This is a genomic window from Paenibacillus sp. CECT 9249, from assembly GCF_918697855.1.
Classification (GTDB): Bacteria; Bacillota; Bacilli; order Paenibacillales; family Paenibacillaceae; genus MSJ-34.
Genome location: NZ_CAKKLI010000007.1, coordinates 30,179 through 42,911 on the forward strand (window position 1 = coordinate 30,179; position 12,733 = coordinate 42,911).

The 12,733-nt window shown below is 53.1% G+C and carries 12 protein-coding genes and 2 pseudogenes; 4 read left to right on the top strand and 10 right to left on the bottom strand.

Features of this window, described 5'->3' with window-relative positions; all coding sequences use genetic code 11:
• Positions 1-20 precede the first annotated feature (20 nt).
• The 7 genes and pseudogenes from LQ229_RS08345 to LQ229_RS08375 all read right to left on the bottom strand — a co-directional run bounded on the left by LQ229_RS08345 (position 21) and on the right by LQ229_RS08375 (position 6,415).
• Positions 21-938, bottom strand: coding sequence for a Gfo/Idh/MocA family oxidoreductase (locus LQ229_RS08345; protein WP_230191411.1), 918 nt, complete (start codon positions 936-938; stop codon positions 21-23).
• Positions 939-975: 37 nt separating this feature from the next.
• Positions 976-1,164: pseudogene (locus LQ229_RS08350) on the bottom strand (dihydrodipicolinate synthase family protein); the annotation flags it as partial.
• The gene (locus LQ229_RS08355) at positions 1,080-1,319 is read right to left on the bottom strand and encodes a hypothetical protein (RefSeq protein ID WP_230191492.1); all 240 of its coding nucleotides are present in this window, start codon (positions 1,317-1,319) and stop codon (positions 1,080-1,082) included. The gene LQ229_RS08355 and the pseudogene LQ229_RS08350, both read right to left, overlap by 85 nt.
• Before the next feature lies 1 nt (position 1,320).
• Positions 1,321-2,337, bottom strand: a complete 1,017-nt coding sequence (locus LQ229_RS08360) for an NAD-dependent epimerase/dehydratase family protein (RefSeq protein ID WP_230191412.1) — start codon at positions 2,335-2,337, stop codon at positions 1,321-1,323.
• Positions 2,338-2,690: 353 nt separating this feature from the next.
• Positions 2,691-4,124 (bottom strand): hypothetical protein, encoded by a 1,434-nt coding sequence (locus LQ229_RS08365; protein ID WP_356710089.1) that lies wholly within the window; start codon positions 4,122-4,124, stop codon positions 2,691-2,693.
• 58 nt (positions 4,125-4,182) lie between these two features.
• Entirely contained in the window at positions 4,183-5,067 is an 885-nt protein-coding gene (locus LQ229_RS08370; protein WP_230191413.1) for an ROK family protein, read from the bottom strand.
• 271 nt (positions 5,068-5,338) lie between these two features.
• Positions 5,339-6,415, bottom strand: coding sequence for a Gfo/Idh/MocA family oxidoreductase (locus tag LQ229_RS08375; protein ID WP_230191414.1), 1,077 nt, complete (start codon positions 6,413-6,415; stop codon positions 5,339-5,341).
• Here LQ229_RS08375 and LQ229_RS08380 point away from each other — a divergent pair.
• The 3 genes and pseudogenes from LQ229_RS08380 to LQ229_RS08390 all read left to right on the top strand — a co-directional run bounded on the left by LQ229_RS08380 (position 6,414) and on the right by LQ229_RS08390 (position 7,498).
• A complete protein-coding gene (locus LQ229_RS08380) occupies positions 6,414-6,857 on the top strand; it encodes an NADPH-dependent FMN reductase (RefSeq protein WP_230191415.1) in 444 nt (147 codons plus the stop codon). The two genes, LQ229_RS08375 and LQ229_RS08380, sit on opposite strands and share 2 nt — an antisense overlap.
• An 83-nt stretch (positions 6,858-6,940) precedes the next feature.
• A pseudogene (locus tag LQ229_RS08385) lies at positions 6,941-7,045 on the top strand (SEC-C metal-binding domain-containing protein); the annotation flags it as partial.
• 114 nt (positions 7,046-7,159) lie between these two features.
• Complete coding sequence (locus tag LQ229_RS08390; protein WP_230191493.1) at positions 7,160-7,498, top strand: hypothetical protein; 339 nt, start codon at positions 7,160-7,162, stop codon at positions 7,496-7,498.
• A gap of 64 nt (positions 7,499-7,562) precedes the next feature.
• Here the strand turns inward: LQ229_RS08390 and LQ229_RS08395 are convergent, their stop codons facing one another.
• Positions 7,563-8,621 carry a lactonase family protein gene (locus LQ229_RS08395; protein ID WP_230191416.1) on the bottom strand — a complete coding sequence of 353 codons (1,059 nt, stop codon included), beginning with the start codon at positions 8,619-8,621 and terminating at the stop codon, positions 7,563-7,565.
• A gap of 223 nt (positions 8,622-8,844) precedes the next feature.
• Between LQ229_RS08395 and LQ229_RS08400 the strand changes: the two genes are divergently transcribed.
• Complete coding sequence (locus LQ229_RS08400) at positions 8,845-10,428, top strand: S-layer homology domain-containing protein (RefSeq protein WP_230191417.1); 1,584 nt, start codon at positions 8,845-8,847, stop codon at positions 10,426-10,428.
• Between the two features lie 52 nt (positions 10,429-10,480).
• On the opposite strand, the gene LQ229_RS08405 is transcribed toward LQ229_RS08400, so the two are convergent.
• Both LQ229_RS08405 and LQ229_RS08410 read right to left on the bottom strand, forming a co-directional pair.
• Positions 10,481-11,068, bottom strand: a complete 588-nt coding sequence (locus LQ229_RS08405) for a guanylate kinase (protein ID WP_230191418.1) — start codon at positions 11,066-11,068, stop codon at positions 10,481-10,483.
• A 200-nt stretch (positions 11,069-11,268) separates the two neighbouring features.
• Positions 11,269-12,690, bottom strand: a complete 1,422-nt coding sequence (locus LQ229_RS08410) for a PLP-dependent aminotransferase family protein (protein ID WP_230191487.1) — start codon at positions 12,688-12,690, stop codon at positions 11,269-11,271.
• Between the last annotated feature and the right edge of the window lie 43 nt (positions 12,691-12,733).

Sequence of the window (12,733 nt, forward strand, 5' to 3'; positions counted from 1 at the left end):
CCCGGTTATTTTCCAGTAAATCAATCAACTTCCGCCAGCGATACGGCTGTTCCGCGCAGCCTGCTTGCCTCCGCCGCTTCCAGAAAGCGCACGGTCTCCAACATTTCATTCCAGCCAAGCTGCGGCTCGCCCGTGCGGAACATCGACATGACCCGTTCCAGCATACTGGCGTAAAACGGCTTGCGGCCCGCCCCAATGTCGATTGAGACAGACGCGTCGGCGCGATGCGCCAGCGCACCGAAACGGCCGATGCCGCACCGGCTGCCCCTGATCGTTCCTATACGCCCGTCCCGCCACAGGCCGGTAATAAACTCGTGCTCCCGGGCGGACACGACGGAGCATTGGACGCAGCCCGGCCCCATCAGTGCGAACAACATTTCCGCCGTATGAATTCCGTACCAGAAATAATACGATTGCGTCGGCTCGATCGGCATCGGCCCGTACACATCCGCGCCGGCGATATCCGCACGCTCCCTTTGTTCGAGTTCGCGAACAAGGTATTCCGCATACCGCAACGCGGAACAACTCATAACCGGAACGTTCCGTTCCTCGGAGATGCGCCTGATTTCGCTAGCTTCCCGATACGACAACGCCAACGGCTTGTCGATGAAGACAGGCTTGCCGTAAGGAGCGATGCGCGCGAACAGTTCCCGATGGGCGCGGCCGTCCGCGGCCGTCAACAGCACCGCATCGCAGTACTGCGCCACTTCTTCCGGCGTGTCCGCACGCGCGACTCCGTATTGTGTACGTAGAAGCTCCATATATTCCTCCACGCGGCTCGCGCTTAGCGCAAAATCGGGCGAACCTCCGGGACAAGACAGCATGACTTCGCCTCCGGCCACATGGAAGGGATCGGACGGAACGTTCAATAGCCGGGCGAATGCGATCGCATGGGACGAATCCGTCCCGATTAAACCGATTTTTAAACGTTTCGTCATAAGACAATTCTCCTTATGTCAATGGCATTAGCCATTCCTAAAGATGCTTCGAAACGAACTCGTCGTCGTTCAGTTCCGGGTACTGCTTATAAATGCGGCTAACTTCTTCCGACTGTCCCGGCGACAACGTTTCTTGCGGATTCAAGCACCATGTTCCCTCAAATAGCCCTTGTCTTCGCAGCACCTCGTGAATGCCCGGAATACAGCCGGCGAAACCGACGGAAGGCTGCAAATAAAATCCGAAGAATAGCGGGTCAGCGCGCGCTGACGGCGCTCGTCAAGCTTGCGGCGTTTGTCCAGTGCGAGCGGATGGGCGGGGATGACCAGACCGGCATGCAGCGCTTGCCGCTGTTCGAATGTAACCGTCCCGCGAAGGGCCATTTTAGAACCTCCCCTCTCTCTCCTGAAAGTACGTAGCCTTATCCCAAGTGATTCCTCCCGCTTGAATCCATTCCGCTATCCAGTCGATCATTTGCAGCAACGGTACGCGCGGATATCCGAACCAATGATACGACTTGGAGGCGTTGCTGAGCAGGGCGGTATCCGCTTCCGTTCCGGTGAAACGCGCTTGCTTGCCGAGCCGTTTCGCGAATTCGCCAGCGGCCCAACGCACCGATATCGTTTCCGGCCCCGTTATATTGACGATTTGCGGCGGATTCGCGCATTTCGTCAGGCTCCGCAACGCCATTTCGGCGGCGTCCCCTTGCCAGATCACATTCGCGTGGCCCATCGTCAGGTCGATGGCCCGCTCCTCATGCACCGCTTTGGCGATTTCCAGCAAGACGCCGTAGCGCATTTCAACGGCGTAATTCAAGCGGAAGAAAAGCATCGGCGTGCCGTGCTCGCGGGCGAAATATTCGAATATTCGCTCGCGGCCCAGACAAGATTGTCCGTATTCTCCGACCGGTTCCGGCGGCACGGATTCGTCCGCTCCGCCACCCCCGACCTTGGTAAGCGGATACAAATTGCCGGAAGAAAATACGACGATACGGGAGTCGTGAAATTTCTCCGCCACCTTGCCGGGCATATAGGTGTTCATCGCCCAGGTGAAATATTCCCTGCCAACCGTCCCAAACTTATTGCCTGCCATAAAAATGACATTCCGCGCTTCCGGGAGCGCTGCCAATTGTTCTTCGTTCATCAAATCGCAGGAAATCGTCTCGACCCCCGCTGCCTCCAATTGCCGTCTTACATTCCGGTCGGAGAAGCGCGATACGCCGATCACCCGTTTCGCCCGGCCGCCGAAACGAACGGCATTGGCTGCCATTCGCGCGATGCTCGGCCCCATTTTCCCTCCGACTCCAAGCAGAAGAATATCTCCATCGATAGAGTTTAAATCGTCGATCAGCGCTTGGGACGGCTCCGCCATTTTTTGTTCCAAATCTTCTACATTCTTCACTTGAATTCTCTCCTTTCCGGTGCATCCGCTACCTTTATCATAATGCCCCGATTATAAAGAGACAAGTCTTTTAATCGTCTTTAATGTAGATGAATCAATGCTTAGTTCAACGGAGCTGTCGATCATGCCTCGCTCCCCGTACCGAAGCCGCGAATCGACAGTCTCGTCATTCAGATTGAAACGCCATGTACGGCAACATGAGCGAAGGGGATATCGACAAAGGGATGGGAAAACGTCATAAACAACCGAAAGTCAGCACCGGCAACAAAAAAGCCAATCAGAATATCCTGCTGACCTAATGAGACGAAAAAAGCTTCCCCCTTGCGGTGTTGAGAAGCTTTTAAGTCGCTTGTTTATTTATTCAGCAAAAAGGAAAAACGAAAAATTTGTCTCGGCCGTCCTTTCGCCACTTTTTCGATGCCCGCAATATCGACTAAACCGTTGTCCATCCACAGCAACAGAAGGCGATGCGCGCTTCTGTCCGTAATTTGCAGCACCGATGCCAATTCGTGAACGTTATAATCCGTTCTTCCGTAACGAGCCATTTGATGAAGAAGTTTGCTGAGATACGAGCTCGTCATTCCTGCGTCCTCCGCTTGCTTGATCAGTTCGGCATGAGTCGGCGACAGAACGGTTTGCATCGGTTCCGCCATTTCGAGCGGCCCGATCAGAGTCTGGTCTTCACGGACGATAAAGCAGACGTTGCCTCCCGCTTCCTTCGCTTGACGGAGCGCCTTGCGCGCGTTCGTACCCGCTTCGTTGCCCGTCATGCCGAAGCCAATCCCCAAGCTTAAGGTGATTCCGTATGTTTTCTTGGCGTCTTTAGCTAAAGGTATCGTCTTATAGCCGCCCGTTTCCCGTTCGAATACGCCCCGGGTCGTAAAAAATAGGAACTCGTCACCGCCGAGAGACGTCAAGTATCCGTCCAGCGATTCAACATATTCGAGCAGCATGCGGTGAATATCGAGTTTCAGTTTCTGGATCTCGTGCTCGTTCTCGCGTTTCATCACAAGCGAGTTGAAATTGTCGACATTAATGACGCCGACCACGATTTGCGATTCTTTGTCCCGGCGCGAAGCCGTGGACAGAAGCGCCCGTTCCAGCGTGACGACAATGTCCTGTTCGGAAGGAACCATCCATTCGTTCGCGAGCGAAGAACGGGTCAGCGCCTCCGCCACTTCTTCCACTCCGGTAAAAGCGACGGCGCTCTTGCCCTCGGCCGCAAGCTGTTTATGAAAAGCCTCCAGTTTGTCGGGATGGGAATAATTAGGTCCATCGTAAACGGCAACATCGGCATATTGGAGATCGAGATCTTGCAAAGCCCTCATCACCATCGTTTTCGTCAATGTATCGACAGAGATGCCGCCGACCAATTTGCCCGAGCGGTACGCCCGGAACAACGCTCCGTACAGTGCGGCATCGGTTACTGGGATGTAATGAACCGGAACGGCTACGCCCCTTTCTTTCACTTGCCGATGCTGCCGCGCGCCGGAGACAAGAAGAACCTCCACTTGATCGGCCAACTCCTCGGCAAGGAAAGAGGAGGCCTGCTCGTTCTCCACCATTCTCGCGACAGGAAGAAACGTCGGGAACCATTCGATAACCTTCATCACTTTTGCGACCATCGCGCTTGTTCCTACGATTCCTATTTTAATTTGCGTAGCCTCTTGCTTCTCTCCGAACATATCGTCCCCTCCCGCAAATGTTGAAGCGTTGCGCAGCGTTATCTCAATCGTTACCTGATACCCTTTAAATCCGACCTTTCGGCAAAAGCGAATGACCGTCATCTCGCCAACGAGCGACGGATAAGAACTGTTAACTGTTAATGGCTCGCCCTTAAGTCCATTAGTTTACCGCCTTTTGCAAATAAAGTGAAACGGCTCCTAGGACGCCGGCTTTATTGCCGAGAGACGCCTTCACCAATTTGACGTTTGCAAAGCTTTCCATCACCAATTCCTTCGTTCTTCGCTCGACCATATCGACGAGCCGTTCCTGTTCCATGACGCCGCCTCCGACGATGATAGCGGAAGGATTAAAAATATGAACGAATGAGGCCAAACCTACCGCCACGTCATTCACCCACCGCTCTAAAACGCCTTCCAGCTTAAGGTCGCCCCTGTCAATTTTATCGAAAATGATTTTCCCGTTGACGCATTCCGGATCTGCGAGCATCGCATTTCGCACGAGAGCGGTCGTTGACGCGTATTTCTCGTAAAAATGCGCTCTCTCCCCGTTGCCGGCGGAAGCATGCGTAATAATATGGCCGAATTCGCCCGCAACGCCCTCGGCCCCTCTATAGATTCGACGGTCGATGACAATGGCGCCGCCAATGCCGGTTCCATAGGTCAAGCACAGGAAATCTCGAAACGATCGGCCCGCGCCGAAGTATCCTTCCCCCAACGCCGCGGCGTTTACGTCGTTTTCCACTTTGACCGGCTTGCGGAATTCTTCCGTTAATATATCTTTTATTCTCGTTCCGGTATATCCGGGTATATTCTCATTGGCGTAGACGATATATCCTTCATCGGGGTTCACTTGTCCGGCCGTGCTGATCGCGATCGCATCGAAATCGCGAAATTCGCCGATCTTCCGAATCAATTTGTTGATTACATAATTGCCGCCTTTTTCGCTTTCGGTATCATACTCTTGAAACTGCTCGATTCGGCCGTTCTCGTCGCTGATGCAAATCTTGGTTGATGTTCCGCCGATATCCGCCGCTACAAATTTCATGCCCGATTCGACCTGCCCTTCTAGGCTTACCCAATAGTTTCTTTTTCAGACTCATGTTAACCAATCCTCTGCAAAAGTTGTAATCTTTTCTCCTACTCCACTATAGCACTATTCCCAGGATAGGTAAATATTTTTTCCTTTTTCACATCCCCTTATCGGAGCAATTCTCCACCTATTCATTTAGGCCGAAAAATAGAAAGCATGACAGCTCCCTCGGGAGTTACCGCCATTGTCTAACCGCTTTTCTATTCATTGGTGCGCTTGCCTCCGATCAACATTCCCACACCGCTTGCAAGGTGCGGCCCGTTCGGATCGCCTCTTCAATTTGGCAAGCCAAATATACGTCCAGCAAAGCTTCCTGCAAACTGTAAAAGCCGACGCCGTTCCGCGCGTAATCGCCCATCTTCTCCAAACATTCGGCGATGGCGATTTCTTCGTCGCTCAGCCGCGCGGGCGCGAACGGATTGCGGTACAGCCACCGCTCTCCGGCAATAATGCCTTTCAAATAATGGCCTTCCAAATTGCCGCCCGCTCCTGCCGACATTCGCTTGCATTCCGTTTCGATCGGGGTATCGTAATCCGCCAAATACCGCAGGCCGTTGTTAACGATCTCCCCTTTCTCCCCGCGGATCAAAATCCGCTCTCCCCGTATCCGGGAAAAATATTGATCCCGCGCAAAATCGAACACGCCCAGCTTCCCCCCGCCGAATTGCAGCCAAGCCATATCCTGCACCGAATCGGTCAATCCCGCTTCCGTCGGCATTCGATCCCGGTGCGGCCCTTCGACGATCGGCGATATGAAACGGGAAGCGGTTATCGACACTTCCATCCTGTTGCCGGCAGGAATACCTACATAAGCGCGGATTAGGCCGATGCCATGGTATCCGTGCGCCGCGGAAACTTGCGCTTGCGTAATCTCGCCCAGCAGTCCCAAGCGGATCGCTTCCAGGCGCGCCGCATGGAGCGGTTGAAACGGGTACTGCTCGGCAACTTGGATTCGCGCCTGCGGGCCGATCTTCTCCCGCAGGGCACAAATGCCCGCCGTATCGGCGGCGGGAGGCGTTTCCGCAAGCAACGGCACGCCCAGCCCGGCCAACCGGACGAGCATGTCGGCTGCCGCCGATTTGGAGACGGCGGATACGATGAAATCCGGATTGGCCGCTTCGATCAGTTCCTCCGCCGTTTCATACCCTTTCACGTTCCACGATCGTTCGATCCCGCGCCGTTTCAGTTCGTCGCGGACGACTACGCCCGCAAGCTGAAACCGTTCAGGCAGCGACGAAGCAATCCGGCTGTAAAACTGTGCGCGCCAGCCCGCGCCGATCAATCCGAATCGAATCGGTCTCATGTTCATTCCTCCAATCGATTTTGAGTTGTTCCGGCATGACGAGAACGCCCCCGGCGAAACGGTTCTCGCCTTTAAACGCCAAATCGCCGAGGCCGAGGCCGTTTTGATTGCAACGCCTGAATATAACTGGTCGATTCCCAGCGTTCTGAAAAATGCGCTCGACTGGTCGTCCCGCGTTGAGAAAGTCATGATCGGCAAGCCGACAATGGTCATCGGCGCGACGCAGGGAATGCTGGGCACGATCCGCGCGCAGCTTCATTTGCGCGAAATTTTGGCGAGTTCCGGCGTAGGCGCTCGTCTAATGCCGACGGGCGCCAGCGAGTTTCTGATCAACAACGTTCAGCAAAAATTCGACGAATCCGGCCGGTTTACCGATGAGCCTACGCTCGCCTTACTGGATAAAATCGTCCGTCAATTCGTCGATTTCGCCCAAGCAAAGTAACTGCGTTTCTAGCAAAACGGCCGCCATTCCTCCGAAAAGCAATGATTTGGATTTGAGCAATTGCCCCACATATTATATAATTTTTGAATAGTGGGGTATATCATAAGGAGGAATGCTTTATCCGTAAAGTAGGAAGAAACGATCCGTGCCCTTGCGGCAGCGGTCAAAAATACAAGCGTTGCTGTTTAGAAAAAGATAAAGCCAGCAATGTCATACCTATTACTTCCGGGAGCCGCGCCTCGCAGAAAGAGAATAGCGACGGCCATGCGGAGCCGCAATTGCCGAGCTTTCAACCCGAAAGCGTGAAAGAACTTATCGAAGATGAATTGAACTGGGAGAGTCCGCTATATCAACTGATTGCCCGCCTCTTCGTCGACAATACGGCGGGAACGTACGAATGGGACATCATCGGCGCGACGGTATGCTTCTGGCATATGTATGCGCACAAAACGAAGCCGAATATTAAAAAAGCGGGAGTTTTCCCGGCAGCGCTCGAATATTTTGTCGGTCAGGCATACGGTTTCGAATTCGTGACACGCTCGTATTTATCCGAGAAATATGATATATCGGAAGGTACGATTACCCAGCGCACGCGGCAGCTGATCGAATTCGCCGAAGAGAGCACCGGCAGGGCGCGATAGATTTATATTACCACTCAAAAGATCGGAGGCAGCGTTAGCGCCTCCGATCTTTTGTTGTTCCCGCTCATCTCCAAGCTTGGACGCACACCGGCTTGCCGACGCAAACTTCCTCGCCGACTTGCCGCAGCCGTCCCGTTTCGCCGTCAATTTCGTACGTAACAAGACTGTCTGTGTTTTGGTTCGCCGCGATCAGAAACTTTCCGTTCGGCATAAGGGCGAAATTGCGGGGAAACGAACCGCCCGTCGGAGCGAATTGAACCGGCGACAATTCTCCCGTTTTAGCGTCGATCGAATAGACCGCAATACTGTCATGCCCCCGATTGGATCCGTATAAAAACCGCCCGTCCGCAGAAATATGGATATCCGCGCACCAGCTTTCCCCGGCGAAATCGGCGGGAAGAGTGGAAATCGTCTGAATCTCCGCGAGCGAACCATGTCCCCCGTCGTAAGCGAAGGCTGTAACCGTACTGTCCAGCTCATTGATTACATAACCGAATCGTCCGGAAGGATGGAAGGCGAAATGGCGCGGCCCGGCGCCCGATTTCAGCGGGACGGCGTCATGGCGGACAAGCGCGCCGCCCGCCGAATTCGTACGGTACACGACGATTCGGTCCATGCCCAAATCCGGCGCGAATAGATACGACTCGGACCTATCTGCGACGATGGAATGCGGATGCGCAGCCTCCTGTCGATCGGGCCGTACGCTGATGCCGATATGATCGATCTTCTCCGTCATGGCGCCGATCCCTTCGTCGCTGAGGGGATAATGGCAGATGTTCCCGCTCGAATAGTTCGTCACGTATAACCGCTTGCCTTGCGAATCGGTCATGACATAGCAAGGATCGGCGCCGAGCGTCGGCTGTTCGTTCAAATAAGCGAGCTTGCCGGACTCGGGATCGATCGTATAACTGACGACGGAGCCTTCGGCGGTTTCGCTGACCGAATACAGACGATTGCGTTTCGGATCCAACGTTAAGAACGAGGGATTCGCTATATTCGAATAGCTTTCAATAAGAGTTAAAACTCCCGTCTCGGCCCGAAACGAAAACAAATAGATTCCAGGCGACGACTTGTCGGCATAGGAGCCGACATATACAAATATTTCATTCTCATTCGCTTTCATAGCATTCCCCTCCGCATAAAAAACTGTTAGTCTAAACATTTCGACATCAAAGATGCAATCCCTCTAAACATGCAGCACGATTTTCAAGTTGCGGCGAGCCTGTAGAAGCGCTTGCTTTCCATTATTTTAACATCACGAAGATTCTCCCTTTTTGGTAGTATAGTATTAATTTCATATTTTGAGTGGAGAGTCGAATATTTTGAAAATTTTACATATATTTGCCATGTTATTCGTTATATGCTCCGGAACAGCCGGTCTATTTCCCGAATTGGCGGCGGCGCAATCGGATCCGCCTTTCGGCGATATTTCCAATAGTTTTGCCAAAGATGAAATCATAGATTTGTATGAACGGGGCATCGTTACCGGTACGGGCAATCATACGTTCGAACCGAAGAAACCGATCGCCCGTGCCGAATTTATCGCATTATTGATGCGAATGTTCGGCATGGAGCCTGTGAACGCGGCCGTCCCCGCCTTCTCCGATGTGCCGGCAAACGCATGGTATTACGGATGGATATACGCCGCCTTGCATTTGAACATCGCAAACGGAACGGGAGAGAATACGGCAAGTCCCATGAAGCCGATTACCCGTCAAGAAGCCGCAGCCCTCGTCGCGCGGGCGCTGAAACAGGATGGCGGTCAGCCGGCAAACGATAACCTGCCTTTTGCGGATGCGGACAATATTTCCAGTTGGGCGAAGCCGCTTGTCGCATCAATTCGGCAGTTCGATCTGATGTCGGGCGACGAGAGCGGATTCCGCCCGCATGATCCGATCACCCGAGAGGAAACGGCTGCCGTATTGTCCCGCATCCTGCGCCATCCCCGGCTCAAAACCCAATTCGATCGGGAAGCCGGTTCCATGCTGCAGATCGGCTGGCAGTATAATGAGCCGGCGGAACAATTTATCCGAAGAGTGGAACAATCCAATCTCGACGTCATATCGCCCCGCTGGTTTTTCCTGGACCGGAACGAATGGTTTCGCGAGGAAACGGATCAAACTTTATACGCTTGGGCCAAGCAGAGCGGCATGGAAATATGGGCGATGCTCGGCAACCGTTCCGACGCGGAACTGACGCATGACATGCTGTCGGACGATGAACGGAGAGCCGCATTAGTCCGCACGATCGCGGACCGGGTACAAAGTTACGGGCTGGACGGCATCAACGTCGATTTTGAAAATGTTGCTCCGGCGGACCGCACCGGAATGACCGCTTTCATCCGGGAGCTTGCCGAAGCGCTGCATGCGCTGCAAGCGACGTTGTCGGTTAACGTTTCGCCCGATTTAGGATCGGATTGGACCGCGGCGTTCGATTATCAAGCATTGGGCGAAGCGGCCGATTACATCGTATTAATGGGGTACGACGAGCATTGGAACGGCGCGCCCTCCGCGGGATCGGTCTCTTCTCTCCCTTGGCTCCGCCAAGGAATCGAGACATTGCTGGGGAACGTCTCCGCCGGGAAAACGATACTGGCGCTCCCTTTCTATACGCGCGATTGGGCCTTGCAACCAGAAGGAGTGAAGGCGACGGATATGACGCTCGAGGGGCAAAATGAATTGATGCGGGCAACGCGGGCCAAGTCCGTATGGAACTCTACGCTCGGGCAATATGTCGCCGGATATAAGGTCGGCAGCGTCGAACACCGCTTATGGCTGGAGGACGGCCGCTCCTTGTCCGCCAAATCCGCGATGGCATCGGAATACGGAATCGCGGGATTCGCCTACTGGCATGTGGGAGCGGAAAGCCCGGACATATGGGCAAGCCTGAAAAATGCGGAGCGGTACGCTTTATTTAGGTTCGGGGAATGAGAGATAAATAACAACGGCCTTAACTCGATCGTTCAAGTTAAGGCCGTTCCTATCAATCTTCTTCGATTAAATCCCGATTCAAATACGTTTCCAATATGTTCGTTCCCCGAAAGACGGTATGCGCCAATTCGTAGTTCGGGAAAGCATGCTCGCATTGTTCTTTATAAGCCATATCGGCGTCGTAATGCGTCAGATGATCCGCCACTTCTTGTTCCGACAAGCCTTGCCGGCGCTGCCTTTGCACGACCGTATCGCGGTCCGCAAAGATGAACAGCCGCACGACATGTTCTCCGTACATTTGCTTCAGAATCTCCGCCCCGTGCGGATTAACTACCAGATAAAACGATCCGTTCTGCTTGAACGCTTCTTCGATATCGCGCTTATTAATCCCGTACCAATTCCCGTTAATTTCAACGCTCTCCAGGAATTCTCCGTTCGCTTCCGCTTCCTTAAATTGCTCCAATGTCACGAAATGATAATCTTGCTCGTTCAATTCGCTAGGACGAGGCTTTCTCGTTGTGTATGATATGACTCTCTTTATTTCCAATGTCGATCCAATCGAATGCGCTACCGTTTTGCGACCAACGCCGTCCGGGCCGGTAAAAGCAAAAATGAAATCGCGATCCTTCAATTCATACATACTATCCCCTCCTAAAAGTTTGTGAGCGACACTTCAACGATGCGACAAATCGTTTGGGCGAAGCGTCGGATTCGTTCCGTTGCGAAATAAAGCGCTTACTCAGATTTTACTTTCACAGAGCGAAAAAATGTTGCGTATACATTATTATACAATAAAATTAATAAACATGTGAACCTTCTTTTTTTAGGAAAAAACATATTTTACAGCCAAATTCCGCTCAAAAGCTTGATTCCCGCGTCAATCCGCTCCAGCGGAATGCCGCCGAAGCCGATAAAAAATTCTTTTCGCGCCGTCGCGGGAGGGCTAAGCCAGGTAAACGCCGCCGAAGCGACTCTTATGCCCGCTTCTTTCGCTTCCCGCACCATTTGCTCCTCCGGCTTGGGGCTGTCGACCTCCAATAAAATGTGGAATCCCGCATCCTTGCCGATGACGTTCGCTTTCTCCCCAAAGTGCGTCCGAATCGAATCGATCAACAGATCGTGCTTTTTCCGGTAAACGTTGCGCATTTTGCGGATATGTTTTTCCAACAAGCCTTTCTCCATAAAAAGCTGGAGCGTCGTCTGGTGCAAAGGAGATGAAGACTGCTCGAATAAAAGATCGTATTGCAGCCTCTGATAATCTTCGACCAGCGAATAGGGAAGAACCATGTAATTGACACACAATGCAGGCGCCAGCACTTGCGAGAATCCTCCCAAATAAATGACGTTTCCGTTTCGCCGTAATCCCTGTAAAGACGGAATCGGCCTGCCGTGGTACCGGAATTCGCCGTCGTAATCGTCCTCAATGATATATCCGCCCGTTTCATCCGCCCATTCCAGCAACTGCAGCCGTTTCGAAATCGGCATGATCATGCCTCGCGGAAACTGATGCGACGGTGAAACGCTCACAAGCTTGGCGCGGCTGGCATTCAGTTCACGAATATCGATGCCGTCCTCCTCAAGCGAGATGGGAACGATCCGGTAGCCGTGCTTCCGAAACGTAGACGAAAACAGAACGTATCCGGGGTTTTCGAACGCGATTTCCCCCGACCGGTCTTTCAGCATCATGCTCAAAAAATTCAATAGCAGATGCTGATCCGCCCCGATTACAATTTGTTCGGGCGAGCATGCGACGCCTCGGAAGCGATGAAGGTACTTGGCGATTTCCTGCCGCAATCCGGGCTCGCCTTGCGGATCTCCATAGAACAGCAACCCGGAGCGTTCCGGGGACAGCGCTTGTCGGAACAGTTTGCGCCATGTTTGGAACGGGAAGTGCGTAAAATCGTTTTGGGACAGATGGAAATCATATTCGTACACCTTATTGTCCCGGGTCGGAAAGGCTTGTTTCCCGTTATATCCGTCATCCGGTCCGTCGTCATTTCCAAGGCGCGCATAAGGCTCGGGCAGCTTTCGGACGTAAAGCCCGCGCCTTTGTTCGCTCTCGACGAATCCTTCGGCAACGAGCTGTTGATAAGCGAGTTCGATCGGCGTCGTGCTCAAGTCAAGAAAATCGGCGAGTTTGCGGACCGACGGCAGGCGGTCGTTCTCCTCCAGCCTGCCGGAGACGATCTCCTGTTTGATATGCTCGTATAATTGTACATATTGAGGGACCGGACTGCTCCCGTCCAGTTTTGGAATGAGCATCGCATTCGCACCTGCCAATCTGTCCTTTTCATTTTTGCAAAAC